15 protein-coding genes are annotated in these 19,163 nt (G+C 44.4%); 9 read left to right on the forward strand and 6 right to left on the reverse strand.

Features of this window, described 5'->3' with window-relative positions:
- Positions 1–93: 93 nt before the first annotated feature.
- Positions 94–474 carry a VOC family protein gene (locus IHV80_RS06020; protein WP_192890414.1) on the forward strand — a complete coding sequence of 127 codons (381 nt, stop codon included), beginning with the start codon at positions 94–96 and terminating at the stop codon, positions 472–474.
- A 189-nt stretch (positions 475–663) separates the two neighbouring features.
- Here IHV80_RS06020 and IHV80_RS06025 read toward each other — a convergent pair whose 3' ends face one another.
- The 4 genes from IHV80_RS06025 to IHV80_RS06040 all read right to left on the reverse strand — a co-directional run bounded on the left by IHV80_RS06025 (position 664) and on the right by IHV80_RS06040 (position 5,183).
- Positions 664–2,013 carry an ATP-binding protein gene (locus IHV80_RS06025; protein WP_192890415.1) on the reverse strand — a complete coding sequence of 450 codons (1,350 nt, stop codon included), beginning with the start codon at positions 2,011–2,013 and terminating at the stop codon, positions 664–666.
- Positions 2,014–2,132: 119 nt separating this feature from the next.
- Positions 2,133–2,792, reverse strand: coding sequence for a response regulator transcription factor (locus IHV80_RS06030; protein ID WP_076677703.1), 660 nt, complete (start codon positions 2,790–2,792; stop codon positions 2,133–2,135).
- Positions 2,793–2,879: 87 nt separating this feature from the next.
- Positions 2,880–3,278 carry a PepSY domain-containing protein gene (locus IHV80_RS06035; protein ID WP_102314207.1) on the reverse strand — a complete coding sequence of 133 codons (399 nt, stop codon included), beginning with the start codon at positions 3,276–3,278 and terminating at the stop codon, positions 2,880–2,882.
- A 162-nt stretch (positions 3,279–3,440) separates the two neighbouring features.
- The gene (locus IHV80_RS06040; RefSeq protein WP_017111627.1) at positions 3,441–5,183 is read right to left on the reverse strand and encodes a DEAD/DEAH box helicase; all 1,743 of its coding nucleotides are present in this window, start codon (positions 5,181–5,183) and stop codon (positions 3,441–3,443) included.
- 97 nt (positions 5,184–5,280) lie between these two features.
- Here IHV80_RS06040 and rsuA point away from each other — a divergent pair, with 97 nt between their 5' ends.
- The 3 genes from rsuA to IHV80_RS06055 all read left to right on the forward strand — a co-directional run bounded on the left by rsuA (position 5,281) and on the right by IHV80_RS06055 (position 8,043).
- Entirely contained in the window at positions 5,281–5,976 is a 696-nt protein-coding gene (gene rsuA, locus IHV80_RS06045; RefSeq protein WP_192890416.1) for a 16S rRNA pseudouridine(516) synthase RsuA, read from the forward strand.
- Between the two features lie 190 nt (positions 5,977–6,166).
- Positions 6,167–7,384, forward strand: coding sequence for a Bcr/CflA family multidrug efflux MFS transporter (locus IHV80_RS06050; protein WP_192890417.1), 1,218 nt, complete (start codon positions 6,167–6,169; stop codon positions 7,382–7,384).
- A complete protein-coding gene (locus tag IHV80_RS06055; RefSeq protein WP_017108238.1) occupies positions 7,384–8,043 on the forward strand; it encodes a DUF2913 family protein in 660 nt (219 codons plus the stop codon). Before IHV80_RS06050 ends, IHV80_RS06055 begins: the two co-directional genes overlap by 1 nt.
- A 125-nt stretch (positions 8,044–8,168) precedes the next feature.
- On the opposite strand, the gene IHV80_RS06060 is transcribed toward IHV80_RS06055, so the two are convergent.
- Both IHV80_RS06060 and IHV80_RS06065 read right to left on the reverse strand, forming a co-directional pair.
- Positions 8,169–9,620 (reverse strand): DUF2867 domain-containing protein, encoded by a 1,452-nt coding sequence (locus IHV80_RS06060; RefSeq protein ID WP_192890418.1) that lies wholly within the window; start codon positions 9,618–9,620, stop codon positions 8,169–8,171.
- A gap of 155 nt (positions 9,621–9,775) precedes the next feature.
- Positions 9,776–11,203 (reverse strand): cytochrome c peroxidase, encoded by a 1,428-nt coding sequence (locus tag IHV80_RS06065; RefSeq protein WP_192890419.1) that lies wholly within the window; start codon positions 11,201–11,203, stop codon positions 9,776–9,778.
- Positions 11,204–11,748: 545 nt separating this feature from the next.
- On the opposite strand from IHV80_RS06065, the gene IHV80_RS06070 reads away from it, so the two are divergent.
- The 5 genes from IHV80_RS06070 to nhaA all read left to right on the forward strand — a co-directional run bounded on the left by IHV80_RS06070 (position 11,749) and on the right by nhaA (position 18,936).
- On the forward strand, positions 11,749–13,122 hold the full coding sequence (locus tag IHV80_RS06070; RefSeq protein WP_192890420.1) for an MATE family efflux transporter: 1,374 nt from the start codon (positions 11,749–11,751) through the stop codon (positions 13,120–13,122).
- A gap of 122 nt (positions 13,123–13,244) precedes the next feature.
- Complete coding sequence (locus IHV80_RS06075; RefSeq protein ID WP_017108235.1) at positions 13,245–13,916, forward strand: ABC transporter ATP-binding protein; 672 nt, start codon at positions 13,245–13,247, stop codon at positions 13,914–13,916.
- Positions 13,897–16,350 carry an ABC transporter permease gene (locus IHV80_RS06080; RefSeq protein ID WP_192890421.1) on the forward strand — a complete coding sequence of 818 codons (2,454 nt, stop codon included), beginning with the start codon at positions 13,897–13,899 and terminating at the stop codon, positions 16,348–16,350. Before IHV80_RS06075 ends, IHV80_RS06080 begins: the two co-directional genes overlap by 20 nt.
- 2 nt (positions 16,351–16,352) lie before the next feature.
- Positions 16,353–17,489: a lipocalin-like domain-containing protein gene (locus IHV80_RS06085; protein ID WP_192890422.1), complete on the forward strand. Its 1,137-nt coding sequence runs from the start codon at positions 16,353–16,355 to the stop codon at positions 17,487–17,489.
- 283 nt (positions 17,490–17,772) lie between these two features.
- Positions 17,773–18,936: a Na+/H+ antiporter NhaA gene (nhaA, locus tag IHV80_RS06090; RefSeq protein ID WP_192890423.1), complete on the forward strand. Its 1,164-nt coding sequence runs from the start codon at positions 17,773–17,775 to the stop codon at positions 18,934–18,936.
- Positions 18,937–19,163: the final 227 nt, after the last annotated feature.

Consider the following 19,163-nt stretch of genomic DNA (forward strand, 5'->3'; position numbering starts at 1 on the left):
GTTCCAAATCAAAGTCCTTATTCCGTAATAATATCTCTGCCTTTGTCTATGCTAATAAGGTGCTATTAAGAAGCACAAGCTAAGGACAAAGTTATGCAAATGAATCCGATTGGTTGGTTTGAAATTTACGTCGACGATATGATGCGAGCGAAAGCTTTTTACGAAGCTGTGTTTAATGTCACTCTCGATAAGCTAGATGTTGAAGCTGGAATGGATGTTGAAATGTGGGTGTTTCCTTGTGATATGGACAGTTACGGCGCTACAGGTGCGCTGTGTTATATGTCTCATGTCAAAGCTGGAGGCAACAGCACGATGGTCTATTTTTCTTGTGAGGATTGCGCGACAGAAGCTAGTCTAGCCGCTGAAAACGGTGGGGCTTTACAAGTGCCGAAAATGGCGATTGGCCAGCATGGTTTTATCAGTATTGTGAGTGATAGTGAAGGCAACATGATAGGGCTTCACTCTATGCAATGACTGGCGATGGCCTGATTGAATAAGATCTGACTGACCAAAAACGCGCTGGTTATGTTGAAGATGTAGCCGTTCAATACAACGGTGTATTGATAGAAAAAAGCAGGAGTTTGCCAAATTGTGCAAACTCCTGCTTTTATGTGTGGTTTAGCTTTTATGTGCGGCTTAGCTTTTATGTTCCGATTAAGAGCTTTATACGACTTTAGACACTTTAAGAACGAGAGAGGCTTTCAAGCCCCCCATTGAGCTTTTACCCAAAGTTAAGCTGCCACGATAACTGTGAGCCATCTCATTCACGATATTGAGTCCTAAGCCTGTGCCAGGAGTGGTTTCATCAAGACGTACGCCTCGCTTGGTTACCTGTTCGAGTTTTTCTTCCGGGATGCCTTTACCGTCATCTTCAATAATCAACTCGACATTACCGTCGGCAAGCTCATTGGCGTGTACGCGAATAATACTGCCTGCCCACTTGTAACTGTTCTCAAGTAGGTTTCCGACCATCTCATCAAGATCGGTTTTTTCTACCGCGACCTCAAGTTCGGAATCCAACTCATTGATCATGGTGACATCGTTGGCGGCGTAAACTTTATCAAACGCCATTGCGATAGCTTCGACACGCTCACAAGGTGATGACTTCACTGAAAGGATGTTCATTGCCCCTGCCATGCGTGCACGGCCAAGGTGGTAATCGATTTGACTTTGAATTTGATGAATCGGTTGCTGTAACAGTTTCTTGTCGTTGTCTGGCAGCATTTCAATTTCGTTTTTCAGAACCGATAACGGTGTTTTTAACGCATGAGATAAATTGCCTGCGTGGTTACGAGCTCGTTCCAACAATTCTTGGTAATGGAAGAGCAGGGCATTGAGGTCAGAGACTAAGGGAGAAACCTCTTTCGGGTAGTTATCGCTCAAACCTTGCTGTTCGCCTTTTCTCAGCATCACCAGTTCACGCTGCATTTTACTTAGTGGCAGTAGCGACCAGCTGACTTGAATACCAATCAACATCAGTACGCCCACAAATAACAGCATCAGAATTAACCATACTTGGCTAGTCAGCTCGGTAAGGGTTGACTCTAATGGGTCTTCATCAATACCTATGGTGATAGTGATAGGGTCGGTGAGCTCAGGTAGGTAGATATCTTGCTCAATATAAATGAGTCTCTCTTTCTCTGGCCCTTTGATGGATGTGTGAATCGGCGAGCGCTTGATGGTGAGGTCTTTGTCCCACAGAGAGCGAGAACGAATGATCTGTTCTTGAGTCGCCGCACGCCAATAAAGGCCACTGTAAGGTTGGTTAAACCTAGGGTCAGACAAGCGCTCTGCCATGATTAGGTTGCCGTTTGTGTTGGTTTCGATATTGGCTGTGAGCTCGTCCATGGTGAGACTGAGTTGCTGCTTCATATCGTCGACGAGATAATCGTTAACCAGTTTTGGTATACCGATACCCGCCGCTAATATCATGGCACCTAACCAAAAAGCCGCAGCGAGGAGCAAGCGGCTTTTTAGACTGATGTTTTTAAGCGTTCTTTTTTTTAGATTCATACGTTACCAGCCTGTCTTTGTTCATCTTGCTATGAGAACAACGACGATCAGCACAGGCTGTCCACTTAATTGATCTGTGTACTTGATTGATGGTTGCTCTTAGCTTAATTAATACAGCACTATTCAGCGTTGAGTTGGTAGCCAAGACCACGAACGGTTTTGATGATCTTCGGTGCGATTTTCTTACGGATACGGCCGATGAAAACTTCCACAGTATTAGAGTCGCGGTCGAAATCTTGCTTGTAGATATGCTCAACTAATTCTGTACGCGAGATAACCTTGTTCTGGTTATGCATGAAGTAAGCAACCACTTTGTATTCCAATGCCGTTAGGCTTACTGCTTGCCCTTGCCACAAAACCTTCGAACTGCGTGTATCTAGGCTTAGGTCACCAATTTGTTGAATAGGCGCTGCACTGCCAGATGCGCGACGTAATTGCGCACGAATACGGGCAATCAGCTCAACCATTTCGAACGGCTTTGTTAGGTAATCATCTGCGCCTGCGTTCAAGCCTTCTACACGCTGAGTAAGAGTGTCTCGTGCACTTAAGATAACGACTGGCGTATTGATGTTTTCGTCTCGAATGCCTTTCAATACGGTTAAGCCATCTAGCTTCGGTAAGCCTAGGTCGAGAACGATGGCATCCCACTCTTCCGATGTTGCACGGTAGAGTGCGTCGATACCATCTTGAGAAAGTTCTGGAACCCAGTCTGCTCCCTCAAGAGTTTCTAGAATTTGTTGGCCCAAGCGAGGTTCGTCTTCAACGACTAAAATTTTCATAATTGTTCTTCTTAATTCTTGTAGTGACTGTTCGCGATGTTTAATTGCTCGTCGTGATTAATAGTGTCTTTAAAGTTGCGCCCTTAATTATTCGCTGTGTTTAATTGCGTCTTTAAAGTTTCGGCCTTTAATCATGAGCATCTCCAACGTCTCGGCGTTGTATTCGACTTTGATGATGTTGTTTTGGTAATTAATTTTTAGTTCATAAACCCAAATATCATCGTCTTCTTCTAGTTCTACTTTAATGATTCGACCATGAAGATCGTTCTCAACGGCCGCATACATTTCTGAGAAAGGGCGAATATAGCCCTCGCGCACGGCTTCGTAGACTTCGTCTTGATCTTCTTCAAATTCGATACGAGTTCCTGCTTTATGAACATCTTGTACTAAGTCATGACCATTATGATGTGAGTCGGCCCATGCACCTGCAGAAACAAATAAGCCTAAGCTTATAGAAAACAAAGAAATCATAGCTTTACTAAACATAGCGAATCCTAGAGAAGGTTGATAGCGTTCAGTATAAAAAAGTAATTCTGAACAGAAAGTGAACCTGATTAATAATGAGAATTTGATACCTAAAAACTTAACGCTTAACAGCGGAAGGCCCGATAACTGAAGACTAACTTCCGAGTGTTAAGAACGTAATATCTAACGTTGTTGAAGTTCGTCTTCGAATATTTTGTCTCTCATTTTCCAAAAGCGTCCCACTTTACGCGCAATCACGAATTGAGGTGGGCGGAATCGATGTTGGTGAGCAACCACTTTACTTGGTGAAGCTTCTTCAAATGGTCGGTGTCGGTCGGCAAGGTGAGGGCGAACAAACTGATCCTTAAAGTTCTGCTTCTGTTTCTTGGTGGTTAATGACCAGAATTCATGTACTTGTGCTTGGTTTTCACCTCGGTAGGTGACCTTAAGTTGCGATTTGCCTTTGTCGTCCTTGAGCACGTTAAGGTCCATTTCTAAACACTCAAACACCAACGCATCTTTTAGGTTCAGCGCTTCCTTAAGCTTTTTATCTGGGTCGACTAAGGTGGCATCGCACTCATGACAAATACGCGCGGCAATGTCGTTATCGGCGCCGCATTCACCGCAGTATTTTGCACGGAAACGATAATTACAGTGTTCGCGTTCGCCAGTGTCTTCATCGGTAAAGTAGCCTTGGCATTTACGGCCAAAGTGTTCAAGTAAGAAGCCATTACTGTCTAGCTTGCCCCAAAAATTATTATTGAAGCCGCAAGCAGGGCAGGGAATGGTGATGATCTCGCTGTCAGAATCGGGTTTTGGGTCACCCACTTCAGGTTGATAAAGGTCGTAACTGTTGCCTGCATAATCGAGCACCAAACACTCTTTTTTACCTGGAGACAAACGTAACCCACGGCCAACGATTTGTTGATACAAACTGATGGATTCGGTCGGGCGCAAAATCGCAATCAAATCGACATGTGGCGCATCAAAACCTGTGGTTAATACCGATACGTTGACTAAGAACTTGATTTTACGCTCTTTGAAATCACTGATGATTTGGTCACGTTCAAGTGTTGGTGTGTCACCAATTACAATTGATGATTCGCCTTCTGGCAATAAGCCAAGGATTTCTTGTGCGTGTCTAACAGTCGCAGCGAATACCATGATGCCGAGTTTGTCTTTGGCTAGCTCAATGATCTGGTCGACAATTTGTGGAGTGGCTCGTTTAGACTGCTCGATCACCATATCGAGTTCGGCTTCTTTATAACGTCCTGTACTTGCTGGTTTCAGCTGTGAAAAGTCATAGCTTAAAACGGGAGCGTCAATCATTCGAGCTGGTGTGAGAAACCCTTCGTCTAACAAATAGCGAATTGGGAGTTCAAAAATGCAATCTCTGAAAAAGCGTGGCTCTTCAGAACGCACTTGTCCACGTGTGTGATATTGGTAGAGCCAGCCCATACCAAGACGATAAGGGGTCGCGGTCAATCCAAGCACCTTTATGCCCGAATTATTTTCACGTAAGTGAGTGATCACTTTTTGATAGCTACTGGTCTTTTCATCGGGAACGCGGTGGCATTCGTCGATAACCAATAACGAGAACTGATTGGAGAATGAATCGAGGTTTCGAACTACGGATTGAACCGAAGCAAATACCACTTGCTGGTCGGTCTCTTTTCGCCCTAAACCTGCGGAGAAAATCGAACCTTTTAGCCCATAACCTTCATACTTTTCATGGTTTTGCTCAACGAGCTCTTTTACGTGCGCGAGCACTAGAACACGACCTTTAGCAAGCCTTGCTAGCTCTGCAATCACAAGGCTTTTTCCCGCGCCTGTAGGCAACACAAGAACAGCTGGTGTTTGGTGTTTTCTGAAGTAATGAATCACTGATTTTACTGAGTCAGCTTGGTACGGGCGGAGTGTATACATATAGTGTCTTGTAAGATGAAAAACAAATAGTGTGAAATAGCTCAACTAATTGAGCAAAGGTGACTATAATACCCGACTTAGATTAGTTGAGGTATTCATGCGTTTAGATAAATTTCTGTGCGATGCGTTAGGCGTCACTCGAAGAGAAGCAACACACTTATTAAAATCAAAAGCAGTGACAGTGAATGATGTCATTCAAAAAAGCGGCTCACTCAAGGTAACTGAAGAGTGCGTTGTGGAATGGCAAGGCAATGAACTGAATGTTCACGGCCCACGTTACATCATGCTTTACAAGCCAGAAGGCTTTGTTTGTTCGCATGAAGATGGCTCAAATCGCACTGCGTTTGAATTGCTTGATGAAATCAAAATGGACAAGTTGCACTTTGCAGGTCGTCTAGATGTTGATACGACTGGTCTTGTCTTAATGACTGACGACGGTAAGTGGTCTCACCGTATTACGTCGCCAAAGCACAAGTGCGAAAAAACATACCGTGTATGGCTTGTTGAGCCTGTTGAAGCGGATTATGTTGAAAAATTCAAAGAGGGTATCCAGCTTAAGAGCGAAGATGGCCTAACACTCCCTGCACATCTTGAAGTACGTGCAGAGCGTGAAGTGTTGCTAACGATTCACGAAGGCAAATACCACCAAGTGAAACGCATGTTTGCAGCCCTTGGTAACAAGGTCGAAGCACTGCACCGTGAACGTATTGGTGAAATTGAGATGGACGAATCTTTAGAGTTGGGTGAATACCGTTACCTAACACAAGAAGAAGTCGACTCTATCTGGAAGTAATCTTTTCTACCGTAGACGTGGCCGACCAAGGATAGCGTCGGCTGATTATTTTGACTGGTACTAGGACAGTTTCAGCCATTATTGCTATATGTTCATGTATGTGTGCGCATATTCGTGTATCGCTATGTTTATATTCGTATATTGCGTGCATGTTCGTGTTCACATAAACCTAGTACTTAGTCGGAGAGTTATGCAAACGTCTCCCCCGCAGACCTTAAGCTCACAACCTCAAACTCCTCAGTTAGGTTGGATGCTATTTTTGGTTCTGGGCGCTATTGGTGCTTTGACACCACTCGCAATCGATATGTACCTACCCGCAATGCCAACTATCGCCAAAGATCTCGGCGTGACAGCGGGTGAAGTGCAAATCACACTCACAGCGTACACCGCAGGTTTCGCTTTAGGTCAGTTGTTACATGGCCCATTAGCCGACAGTTATGGTCGCAAGCCCGTTCTACTGATTGGTGTATTCTTCTTTGCGATAGCATCTGTCGTGAGTGCAACTACTCATGGTATTGAAGCGCTAACGTTAGTTCGTACGGCTCAAGGTTTTGCAGGTGCTGCCGCAGCGGTCATTATCCAAGCGGTTGTGCGCGATATGTTCGACCGTGAAGATTTCGCAAGAACTATGTCGTTCGTTACCTTAGTGATGACGGTTGCGCCATTAATCGCCCCTATGATTGGTGGCTATTTAGCATTGTGGTTTGGTTGGCGCTCAATCTTTTGGGTGTTGGCTATTTTTGCGGTGATCGTGATTCTTGCGGTTATCATCAAAATCCCTGAAACACTGCCTGTCGAAAATCGTCAGCCCTTACGCTTTAAAACGACGATTCGCAATTACGCTCGTTTGTGTAAAAACCCGACGGTTATGGGTTTGATTTTCTCGGGTGCATTCTCATTCTCTGGGATGTTTGCATTCTTAACCGCAGGTTCTTTTGTCTACATTGATATCTATGGCGTACGTCCTGACTTGTTCGGTTACCTGTTTGGCTTGAACATTGTTGCGATGATTCTGATGACAACCATCAATGGTCGAATTGTTAAGAAGGTCGGTTCTCATACTATGTTGAGAGCGGCGTTGGTCATTCAATTACTGGCTGGTTTAGGCTTGCTCGTCGGGTGGGCGTTGGATCTAGGACTTTGGGGGATTGTGCCGTTTGTGATGCTGTTTATTGGCACCATTTCTACTATCGGCAGTAACTCTATGGGTCTACTGCTAAGTGGTTATCCAAACATGGCAGGCACAGCTTCATCGCTTGCGGGAACATTAAGATTTGGTACTGGTTCTGTCGTTGGGGCTATCGTTGCGATGCTACCAAGTGACAGTGCTGGGTCTATGGCTATGGTAATGGCTGCGTGTGCAGTAATGTCAGCATTACTATATTGGACATTAGGAAAGAAGGCATAATGTCAAAATACTATATTGAAATTCAGAAGTTAGTGAATGACGCGTTGGGCGAGCTCTATGCTCTGCACAAAGCAGGCAAAGCGATTGATGCGCCTATTGCGAACAACCTTTATTTAGTACGTTGGGTAACGAAGGCGATTAAGGCTCAGTCTTATGATCGTGTGATTGTTCCTGATTTGGTACGTTGGCAGAAGCAGGGTCGTTCAAAAGGCAACAACTCTGATTTAACTTTTACCTTCAAACGTATCTCTGCGTTTTACGGTAAATTCTTCCCTGAAGGCGAAGAACCAAAAGCGTTGAAAGATAGCGACGTTGAAGCCTTTATGGACAAGATGTACGAGATGGGTTGGAGTGTATCGAGTGAAGATGAGCTGACGACTGGCGGCAAAATTCAGTTCTTCACTGATGGTGAGCACTCTTTTGCACTTTGTGGCAAACAGTGTGATGACTCGTTCGACGGTGAACTGATGGTTAAGCCGATGAACTGGTTTGTTCGTGGTAACCACGCTGAGTTTATTCAAGCAGCGATGGAAGCGGGTTTCATGCTTCACAAAGTAACGGACTACAAGTCAGCAGTGAAGTATCACGGTGAATACATCGTGTATCCTGCTAACCAAGGCAACCAACTTGCTGAGATCCCAATTAGCGTTGTCGGCTAACGGATAGATGCGGAATAAGAAGTAGATATGAGATGCGAGATGAGTGATTCGAAGAGCCACTTACTCGCATCTTTTTTATCTTTTCTTATCTCGCTACTCGAATCCCGCATCTGCTTTTAGTCTTTTCACATCCCAACACTCGAATCTCGCATCTGCTCTTTTGCTTGCTTCTCTATCGCTTTTACCATGCCTTTAAAGATAAAGAGGTGGGCTGGCATCATCGCAAACCAATAGAGTAAACCCGCAAAGCCTTTTGGGTGCCACCAAGCTGTGATGTTGAGCTCTCGAGACTCTCCATTCTCCGACACGGTGATTTCTAATCGCCCTAAGCCAGGTCCTTTCATTCCAAAAAGCAGAGACAAAAATTGGTTCTCTTCACAACGAATGACTTTCCATGAATCGATTTTGTCACCGACTTTTAGATTCGGGCCTTCTGGCATTTGTCGAACCGGAATGCCACCGCCAAATAAAAGGTCGAGCCATTCTCGTGTACGCCACAAAGCATTAGCAAAGAAGTAACCTTGCTTTGGGCTTCCTATCTGCTGAGCAACCTGCCACAAAGACTCTAATGATGCCGTTGATGTAATACTGGCTCCGGTTTTCTTTGGGTAATAACCATAACCAGCCTGCCAGCGTTTAAACGCGGTTTTATCGAAGCCCCACACATTACTTTTCACGAAGTTACCTTCAGAGTGAATGGTTTGCTCGACCATACGTTCGAACGACATCAGCTTTTGTGGGTACTTTTCATTAATGGTGGTCGAGTTAGCAATAAAGTCGTACTTAAGACCTGCGAGAAGAGCTCTGCCAATGTTGGAAGGCACCGACGTAACGACGCCTAACCAATAAGACGCAATTTGCGGTGTCAGTAATGAAGTAGCCCAAAGTCGAAGAGGGCGATCCGCGGTTTTAGCGATATGAGTAAATTGGTTTCGATAAGAAACAATATCAGGCCCGCCGACTTCGAAGGTTTGGTGCTCAGTCGGTGTGTCTTGCGCCAGTTTGAGTAGGTAATGGTTGAGGTTTTGCAATGCTATTGGATTCGCTTTGGAATCCACCCATTTTGGCGCAATCATGATGGGTAGGTTGTAAACAAAGTCTCGCATGATCTCGAACGCCGCTGAACCTGGGCCGATAATCACGCCAGCTTGCAATTCGGTTACTGGCACTGAGCCTTTTCGTAATAAGTCACCGGTTTGCTTTCGGGCTTGTAAATGTTCCGAATCCGCCGTTTGTGGTTGAAGCGAACTGAGATAGATCACGTGCTTGTTATTTGGAGTTAGCGCTGAGATGAAATTGCGCGCTAGATTCAATTCATAGTCAATAAAATCGTGCCCTTCAGCCATCCCGTGCACTAGAAAGAAAATAAGGTCAAAGTCAGGGACGAGTGCTTGAGTCGCAGCTTGATCGGCAAGATCAAGATACACAAGCGATAGATTATCGTGAGGCTCTGTTCGTGCTTTTAAATAGTCGATATGCCTTGCTGCTGCGGTGACTTGATAGCCTTGTTCAAGCAGGAGAGGGAGGAGCTGAGAACCAACATATCCAGAAGCGCCTAAAACCAGTACTTTCTTCATTGTTACTCCATTTATTGCGTATCAAACCATCCTTTACTCATACTACGCTAACTTTTCTACAAAACCAATTGAGCCATGAGTAATGAAAAAGCCAATAGAAAGAATCTATTGGCTTAAGTTTATCGGCAGTATTCAATCGCTTCGATTGGCATTAATTAGCTCTGCTGCTGAGCTTTAGGGCTAAGGTTATTTCCCTTGTATTCGCCGGTCAGCGTTTTTAGGAATGCTTTGATGGCATCCACTTCATCATCACTCATTTCAACACCAACTTGATACTTACCCATATCGAAAATCGCATTGTCTAAAGTTTCTGCCTGTCCGTCGTGGAAGTAGGGCGCAGTCAACTCGATGTTTCTGAGTGTCGGGACTTTAAACTTGTGCCTGTCCGATTCGATGCCTGTTACGTTGAAACGCCCCATATCTTCGGGTGTGATCTCAGAACCACGGTCAGAGAAGTAATCCGCTTTTAGCCCCATTGCCTCAAAGGTCTGACCGCCCATGGCCTCACCCGCATGGCATGTACCACAGCTATACTTTTTGAAAAGCATCAAACCATATTTTTCATGGCTATCTATCGCATCGACGTTACCTGTTAAATATTGGTCAAAACGGCTGTTGGGTGTCGTCAATGTCTTTTCAAATTCAGCGATAGCGTGAGTTATGGTGTGGCCACTGATTTCACCTTCGTAGGTTTTGTCGAACATAGCTACTAATTCTTGGTCATTGCTAAGCTTGTCGACTATCTGATGCCAGCCTTCAGAACCCATTTCAATCGGGTTGAATGGAGGGCCGCCCGCTTGGTCTTGGAGATCGTTTGCTCGACCGTCCCAAAATTGGAGTTTGTTGTACACCGAGTTGAAGACGGTTGGCGCATTGATTCCACCCACTTGACCATGAATACCGACAGAGCCAACTAGATTGTCTACTCCACCCGTATCAAGACCATGACACGATGCACAAGATACGGTGTCATCTCCAGAGAGGCGGGTATCGTGATACAAGGCTTTACCTAACTTAGCTTTGTCTTCATCGATGTTGAAGCTAGAATAGATAGGCTGTAAAGCGAGCTTTTTTCCTTCGTCATGCACTGGTGAGTTGGCGTGAAGATCGGCACGTGTTTGGCGAATCCATTTAAGAAGCGTGTGCTTCTCTTCTTTAGATATACCTGCAGACCAGTGCATCGATTGGTAGACCTTTGGAGGCATTGAATTGTCATAAAGCACTTTTTCGATGCGAGCTAATGCCACTTCAGATATCGGTTCTTGACCTTGTACACCGTTGAACAGCTGAGTGATTTCAAAGTGTCTCATTCCGGATTGAAGGTCTTTATCCATCAGATTCTTGGCGATCGGCCAATCGGCATAAAATGGCATCTCGCTATCACCAGTATGACAATAACTACACCCTTTATCTGTCAGGACTTTCATCGCCTGATAATCAAGAGATGATTTATCGAGTGATGAGAATTGCGCTAAGTTTTGCTCGGCCACCTTTTGATCATCTTTGCCGACCAAATACACTGAGCCTAAATAAGCCACAACCCCTAAACCAACTAAACTTAATATTATTTTTTTATTATTCATCTTTTAACTCCCTAGTGAATTGACTAGGAAGTTATTGAATTTAAGTGACTTTATGAAATGACAAAAAGGAATCAATATTAATCGAATAACTAGATGGAGAAGAATTTAACGAAATAAAGCCATTTAATTCATATGGTTATACTGATTTGTTAAAAATAGCAACAAATACAAAGAGATGTCGATCGCCACTAACTTTGATTTCAATCAATTTACCCGTCTATAGCGTCTAATGTGATTTTTGATATGTGCACCTGCATTAATAACGTTGGCTTGATGATTTTAGCTTTAATCGAGAGAGTGGCTGAGCGAATATGTTTTGCTAGTCTCGATTAGCAAGGTAATAGAGTGATAAGGAATAAGAGCATGTCACCGTCGTCCAGCTAATCTAGTTTGGGCATTTGAACAAGTGAATGATGCGAAAATTAGGATGCTATGCGGGAATTCATGTTCACAAAGTTATTTATGTATGGTTAAAAACCGAACATTGATATAATAGCGCGATATTTATCTTTATTCATCAATACGTTCCGTTTAGGTCTCTCTGTATGTTGCTCTCTTCAATTATCCATCACACTCGAGGTGATTTTGTTCGTAGGCTTATTGCGATTGCTTTGCCTATCACCTTGCAGAGCATTATGTTCTCAAGTCGAGGCCTTGTGGATGTGCTGATGTTAGGCCAACTGGGTGAAGCTGATATTGCAGCGGTGGGTGTGGCGAGTAGAGCCATGTTTGTCACGACCATTATGTTGGTGGGCGTGACCACTGGTGGTGCGTTATTGACAGCGCAATATTGGGGAGCAGGCAACAAGCAAGGCGTCAGAGAAAGTACGGCGTTAACTTGGTTGGTATCAACACTGTTTGCGTTGCTGACTATTGTATTCTTTGTATCATTTCCAAGCCAAATCATGGGTGTGACGACCGACTCACAAGAAGTCATCAGCCTTGGTGTTGACTACATCGTGATTACGTCGTTTAGCATGTTAGCCGTGTCTTGCGTCAGCAGTATGGCCGTTGGCTTAAGGGCGATGCACAAGCCGGGTTTGAGCACGTTCTTTAGTGGTATCGGAATTCTATCGAATGTGTTTTTAAACTGGGTTTTGATTTTTGGTAACTTGGGCTTTCCTGCTCTAGGAATCAAAGGCGCAGCGATTGCAACGGTGTTGAGTGGTGCAATCGAAGTGGCGACTTTGTTTGGCTATCTTTATTGTTCAAAGCACCTCTTGGCTTTCAAGCTCTGCGATATAAAAGCGGCAGCTTCGATCGAAAAAGTGGTTCGCTTCTTAAAGTTATCGCTTCCGACGACATTTAACTTTTTAGCGTGGGCTGGTGGCTTGTTTGCTTACCACGCGATCATGGGGCAATCGGGCGTTCAAGGTCTGGCTGCACTTTCAGTGATGACGCCGGTAGAGTCTATCTCATTGAGTTTGTTGATTGGCCTTTCGAATGCGGCAGCGGTTCTGGTGGGGAACCAACTTGGCGCGAAAAACAATGAAGCCGTTTACTATCAAGCACTAGGTTTAACGATTTTGTGTTTCTTGACCAGTATTGTCGTGGCAATTTTCCTCTACTTCGTACAAACGCCAATACTTAATGCCTTTAGCGCTTTGACAGAAGAAACCCGAGCGCTTTCAGAGAAGTTCATTCTGATTCTCAGCGTGGGTATTGTTATTCGCTCGGTACCGCTGACGGTCATTGTTGGTGTATTGAGAGCGGGCGGTGATGTGAAGTTCTGCCTCTATCAAGACGTGATTGCTCAGTGGGTGATCGGTATTCCGTTAGCTGCGATTGCCGCTATCTACCTTAAGTTTCCACCTGAGTGGGTATATCTGCTTTTCCTCACTGAAGAAGTGCTTAAGTGGGGTGGGTCACTTTATCGTATGAAAACAAGAAAATGGATTAAAAACTTAATAGGAAGTTGAAGTAGGGCGCACCAATCGCATCACTTTATTGTTGGCATGTGATCTATCTTTCAAAATACTTCCTCCTAACAGGGAATTAGTGTAGATTCTCCTTCCAAATTCTAACTAATGTGAGCTGTTTAATGTTAAAGCTGTCAGACCTATGTAAAGGCTATGTCGACGGGGGAGAATTTCACCCTGTTTTGCAAGGTGCTGAATTAACATTAAACCAAGGTGACCAGCTGGCATTAATGGGAGAAAGCGGTTCTGGTAAAAGTACATTACTGAATCTTATTGCGGGTCTAGACCTAGCAGACTCAGGCGAAATCGCTTTCCCAAACTTCAATATGCACGATTCGACAGAACGCAATCGTACTGCCTATCGTCGAAACAATATTGGCCATATCTTCCAGCAATTCAACTTGTTACCAACGCTTAATATTGCCGACAACATTCGCTTTTGCCGTCAATTAAAAGGCTTACCTGAAGATAAAGGGCTTTGGCGACAAATCCTTTCGGCTTTAGACCTTATGCCTTTGCTTGGACGCTACCCTGAAGAAGCTTCTGGTGGCCAACAACAGCGTGCGGCCATTGCTCGTGCTTTGTACATGGAACCTAAAATCCTATTAGCCGATGAGCCGACAGGTAGTTTAGATGAGCGTAATGCTGAAGCAGTAATGCGTTTGCTGACGTCTTTAGCTCGTGAGCTGGAATGTACTCTGTTGCTTGTTACTCACAGTGAAAAAGTGGCGCAGCATATGGATGGACGTATTCGTCTACAGGGAGGGCAACTTCATGTTATGGCCCGTAGTTAAAGCACTACTCGGTCATTATCGACGTTACCCACTTCAGATTATTTTGGTATGGCTTGGTTTAACCCTCGGCGTATCATTACTGGTTGGTGTTACTGCAATCAATCAGCACGCTAAGCAGAGCTATGCTCACGGCGAAAAGCTGTTTTCGAATCCTCTTCCATATCGTATTCGTCCCAAGCACAACGCCAATAAGATCCCTCAAGGTTTTTATATCCAGCTACGCCGTGAAGGCTTTCAACAGTGTTCTCCTTTTGATCACCATCGTATCACTGATGAAAATGGCGCAAACTTCATGCTTATTGGCTTGGACCCTGTGTCTATGCTTCAGTTGCATCCGGGCGTTGCGCTAAAAGATCTCACAACATTAAACCTAATGAAGCCACCTTACCCAATCCTTGTCAGCGATGATCTTGCTGAACATATGGAATGGAATAATGGTGACTATATTCCTCTTCTGGACGGCTCTGAACTTGGGCCTGTTGTTGTTGATCAAAACAACCTTATTAACGGCACACGACTGATCGCAGATATCTCGCTACTAAGAATGTTGAAACGTAGCGCTGGACTGTCTGTTATTGCTTGTTCAGATATGCCTCCAGAGAAGTTAGAACGTCTTAAGAATATGTTGCCTAATGGACTGACGATTTCTCGTAGTTCAAAAGCTGAATTGGAATCTCTAACCAGTGCTTTCCACTTAAATCTAACGGCGATGGGCATGCTGTCGTTTGTCGTGGGCTTGTTTATCTTCTATCAAGCGATGTCATTGTCATTTATTCAACGTCAACCATTGGTAGGAATACTAAGGCAGACCGGCGTGTCAGGTTGGCAACTGGCTAAAGCTCTATGTTTAGAGCTCTTAATCTTAGTGCTAGTGAGCTGGGTGTGCGGCAACATCTTTGGTGTCATGCTTGCCAACCAACTGTTACCTGCCGTGTCTTCAAGTTTAGGCGACCTTTACGATGCCAATGTGGGTTTAACCATCAATTGGAATTGGCGCTGGAGCGGTTATAGCTTAATGATGGCATTATTGGGTGCCTTCCTAGCTTGCGCTTGGCCGTTGGTTCGCTTACTTAAATCGCAACCTATTCGTTTGTCATCACGCTTATCTTTGATGCGCTTTGCGGGTACGGAATTTACTTGGCAGGCATTGATTGGTTGTGGCTTCTTGGTTGCTGCTGTAGCCGTCTATCAAGCGCCACAAACACAAGAATCTGGCTTTGCCATCATCGCGCTTATGCTCGTGAGTGTGGCTCTGTTTACGCCGTTCCTGATGTGGAAGCTGTTCAATAGCTTGTCTTATTCATTACGCTGGGTTCGTGCTCGTTGGTTCTTCGCTGATGCAGCATCCAGTATGAGCTACCGTGGCGTAGCAACCATGGCCTTTATGCTGGCGTTATCAGCGAATATTGGCGTTGAAACTATGGTCGGTAGCTTTAGAGATACCACCGATAAATGGCTAACACAACGTTTGGCCGCAGACCTTTATATCTATCCGACTAACAACGCGGCTGCTCGCATGAGTAACTGGTTGTCAGAACAGCCTGAAGTTGATTCAGTGTGGTGGCGTTGGGAAAAAGATGTCTCTTCTGCTAAGGGTAGCATTCAAGTGGTCAGTACTGGACCTTCAGAAGGCGAGCTAGAAGCGCTGACCATCAAACTAGGCATTCCAAACTATTGGTACCATTTACATCACTCGAAAGGGGTGTTGATCAGTGAATCAATGTCTCTCAAGTTGGGTATTCGTCCCGGCGATTATATTGATCTGCAAGACAGTCTTGGCTCGGGTTGGCAGGTTGTCGGCGTGTATTATGATTATGGTAATCCATATCATCAGGTCATGATGTCGCATCGCAATTGGCTGTATGGGTTTGCAGGCCGGGGCAATGTTGGATTAGGCGTTATATTAAAAGACGACGTGAATGCCATTGGTTTACGCAGTCGTTTGGAAAGTGTGTTTAGGCTCGGGTCTGAACGTATCTTTGATAACAACAATATTCACAGCCAAGCGATGCGGGTCTTCGATAGAACCTTCGCTATTGCTGATACGCTGGGTAACATTACCTTAGTGATTGCTGTATTTGGTATCTTCTTCGCGACCGTCGCGGGTGAAGTCTCTCGCCAAAGACATATTTCACTTCAACGCTGTTTAGGGGTCTCAGCCAAAGAGCTGATATTTACCGGAAGCTTACAGTTGTTTGTGTTCGGGCTTATTTCATCTTTGATTGCGGTGCCATTAGGTTTAGCGTTAGCAAGTTTGATCGTTGATATCGTTATTAAGCAGTCTTTTGGGTGGTCACTCGAGTTACAAGTGATTCCATGGGATTACTTAGTGACTTTTGCGTGGGCGATGGCAGCATTAATGCTCGCTGGTGCTTTACCAGTGATGAGAATGATCCGAAATACGCCGATGAAGTCATTGAGGGATGCGCTTTAATTATGTTTCAACGCAATGGCTCAAAAAAACTAAGACATCGTTTTGTCTCTTCTATTCTACTAATCAGCTTCTTCGGCGCACTCTTAGGCGTGTGGGCTTATTATTCCTATTTTGTTGACGTAGGTGATAAGGGCATTAACGAGGTTAATTCTGTATTAGTGAGTGAGCACTTTAATGTGTTCGAGCCTGTATTACCTGACAGAAGCGTTTCTCTACCACGTGATTTCCAGTTCCACCCTGAATTTCAACATGAATGGTGGCATTACTTCGCTTCTTTAAAAGGGAGTGATGGAAAGAAGTATTCGGTGCAGTGGAGCTTTTTCCGTATCGCCACGGATGAACGTGAAACGCGAGGGTGGCAAAGCCCACAAATCTATATTTCAAATGTCGTCATTTCTTCTGACTCTAAAGTGTGGAAAGAGCAGCGTTTAGCGCGTGGCGGTATTGGTCAGGCGGGAATGACGAACAGCCCCTTTAGAATCTGGATTGATAACTGGAATTGGCGAGCGTTAGGTAACACGCCGTTTCCGGGACGACTTCAAGTGAATACGGATACGTTTGGCCTTGAGTTAGATACGGTTGCGAAAGGGCCTTATGTGCTCAATGGCGACAATGGCTATCAGAAAAAACACGATTTATTGCCTGTTGCTTCTTACAATTTCAGTGCTCCTTTCTTATCTTTGACTGGTACATTGCAACTCGATGGCGTTGCTAAGGAAGTTGAAGGAACAGCATGGGTTCAGAAAGAGTGGGGAAGTGGCTTAGTTGGTGTGGGTCAACAAGGGTGGGATTGGTTTGTCTTTAACTTAGATGACGGCACAGCATTAAGCGTTAATCGTTACCGCCATAATCAACAGATGCCTTATGTGTTTGGAACTCTCGCGACTCGTTCCGGCAAGGTTTTTCAGCTGACTGAATCCGACATATCTATCAAGCCTTTGCAGAATACAACGTTGCTTAATGGGCGAAGAATGCCTCTTCAGTGGATAATTAACGTCCCTGGGCACGATATCAACCTCACTACCCGCATCAAACGCCGAGATATGTGGCTTCCATTTGTGATTCCATACTGGGAAGGGCCGATAATGGCAAGTGGCAGTCATGAAGCGACAGGCTTCATGCAACTCACCGGTTACTAGATACACCTAAGGCTATCATTTGATAGCCTTTTTTATATCCGTAGCACCCTCCATACTTGAATTAAATCTGCATACAGCTTTAGGGTTCTCATCTATACTTATTTTATAATACGTAAAAACATTATGGAATATACGACGTATTGTTTAGTATTTGTAGGAAAAACCGAAGTTAAACATCCAAAGAAGTGATTATCTATCGATTGGGCTTGTCTATACACTCGTGGTTATTCTTTGTTATTCTTTGTTATTCGTTTATTTAAATAATAAATATAAGGGCGAAATCATGACCGACGTCATCCGTGACTTCTTTAAAATGGAATCTGCTGGCGGCATCATACTAGTCATCGCTGCGGCGATCGCAATGTTTGTAGCAAACTCACCACTGAACGAAATGTATCAAGGCGTTCTACACAGCTACGTTCTTGGTATGTCTGTATCTCATTGGATTAATGATGGCTTCATGGCTGTCTTCTTCCTTCTAATCGGCTTAGAAGTTAAGCGTGAACTTTTAGAAGGCGCATTAAAATCTAAAGAGACAGCAATCTTCCCAGCTATCGCAGCTGTGGGCGGTATGCTAGCTCCTGCACTTATTTACGTGCTATTCAACTCTGGTAACCCAGAAGCATTACAAGGCTGGGCTATTCCAGCAGCAACAGATATCGCATTCGCATTGGGTATTATGGCGCTACTTGGTAATCGTGTACCAGTTAGCTTGAAAGTGTTCCTACTGGCTCTAGCAATTATCGATGACCTTGGTGTTGTTGTTATCATCGCATTGTTCTACTCAGGTGATCTTTCAACGCTTGCTCTAACGGTTGGCTTTATCGCAACAGGTGTCCTGTTTATGATGAATGCTAAACATATGACTAAGCTGAGTGTTTATTTGATCGTCGGTGCAATTCTGTGGTTCGCAGTATTGAAATCTGGTGTTCACGCAACATTGGCTGGTGTAGTGATTGGTTTTGCTATTCCACTTAAGGGTAACAAAGGGGAGCGTTCTCCTCTCAAACACCTAGAGCATGCATTACACCCGTACGTTGCTTTTGCTATCCTGCCAATCTTTGCATTTGCAAACGCAGGTATATCATTGGAAGGTATTTCTCTATCAAGTCTAACCGGAATGCTACCTTTGGGTATCGCGATGGGTCTACTGGTTGGTAAGCCACTGGGTATATTCTTATTCAGCTGGGGCGCAGTGAAAATGGGTATAGCTAAGCTTCCTGAAGGCGTGAACTTCATGAACATCTTCGCAGTCTCTGTGTTGTGTGGTATCGGCTTTACAATGTCTATCTTTATCTCTTCACTGGCATTTGGTCCAACGAACGCAGAATTCGATACGTTCGCTCGACTAGGTATCTTGATGGGCTCTACGACAGCAGCAATACTGGGTTACTTCCTATTAAGTATTTCTTTACCGAAGAGTAAGCAGCAAGAAGTGAAACTGTAATCAGTAACGGGCTCGCTTAAATAAAGCCAGCCCATCTAATGAACAACAAGAATTGATCACATGAGTTACTACTGAGACTCATGTGATGACAAAGAACAAAAAGCCGTGATGGGTAACCCTATCACGGCTTTATTGATCTTGCGTTCTTACACCAAATCTTATCAGTATTCTTTGAGAATTGTTCTGGTAGTCAGCTATCTCCTACCTCCGTCCAACGTTTACGTTAT

It is taken from the genome of Vibrio bathopelagicus (genome assembly GCF_014879975.1).
In the GTDB taxonomy this organism is placed as follows: Bacteria; Pseudomonadota; Gammaproteobacteria; order Enterobacterales; family Vibrionaceae; genus Vibrio; species Vibrio bathopelagicus.

Excerpts from the sequence above, each read along its gene's own strand:
- IHV80_RS06020 (WP_192890414.1), top strand. The coding sequence starts at position 94 with ATGCAAATGAATCCGATTGGTTGGTTTGAAATTTACGTCGACGATATG.
- IHV80_RS06025 (WP_192890415.1), bottom strand. The coding sequence starts at position 2,013 with ATGAATCTAAAAAAAAGAACGCTTAAAAACATCAGTCTAAAAAGCCGC.
- IHV80_RS06030 (WP_076677703.1), bottom strand. The coding sequence starts at position 2,792 with ATGAAAATTTTAGTCGTTGAAGACGAACCTCGCTTGGGCCAACAAATT.
- IHV80_RS06035 (WP_102314207.1), bottom strand. The coding sequence starts at position 3,278 with ATGTTTAGTAAAGCTATGATTTCTTTGTTTTCTATAAGCTTAGGCTTA.
- IHV80_RS06040 (WP_017111627.1), bottom strand. The coding sequence starts at position 5,183 with ATGTATACACTCCGCCCGTACCAAGCTGACTCAGTAAAATCAGTGATT.
- rsuA (WP_192890416.1), top strand. The coding sequence starts at position 5,281 with ATGCGTTTAGATAAATTTCTGTGCGATGCGTTAGGCGTCACTCGAAGA.
- IHV80_RS06050 (WP_192890417.1), top strand. The coding sequence starts at position 6,167 with ATGCAAACGTCTCCCCCGCAGACCTTAAGCTCACAACCTCAAACTCCT.
- IHV80_RS06055 (WP_017108238.1), top strand. The coding sequence starts at position 7,384 with ATGTCAAAATACTATATTGAAATTCAGAAGTTAGTGAATGACGCGTTG.
- IHV80_RS06060 (WP_192890418.1), bottom strand. The coding sequence starts at position 9,620 with ATGAAGAAAGTACTGGTTTTAGGCGCTTCTGGATATGTTGGTTCTCAG.
- IHV80_RS06065 (WP_192890419.1), bottom strand. The coding sequence starts at position 11,203 with ATGAATAATAAAAAAATAATATTAAGTTTAGTTGGTTTAGGGGTTGTG.
- IHV80_RS06070 (WP_192890420.1), top strand. The coding sequence starts at position 11,749 with ATGTTGCTCTCTTCAATTATCCATCACACTCGAGGTGATTTTGTTCGT.
- IHV80_RS06075 (WP_017108235.1), top strand. The coding sequence starts at position 13,245 with ATGTTAAAGCTGTCAGACCTATGTAAAGGCTATGTCGACGGGGGAGAA.
- IHV80_RS06080 (WP_192890421.1), top strand. The coding sequence starts at position 13,897 with ATGTTATGGCCCGTAGTTAAAGCACTACTCGGTCATTATCGACGTTAC.
- IHV80_RS06085 (WP_192890422.1), top strand. The coding sequence starts at position 16,353 with ATGTTTCAACGCAATGGCTCAAAAAAACTAAGACATCGTTTTGTCTCT.
- nhaA (WP_192890423.1), top strand. The coding sequence starts at position 17,773 with ATGACCGACGTCATCCGTGACTTCTTTAAAATGGAATCTGCTGGCGGC.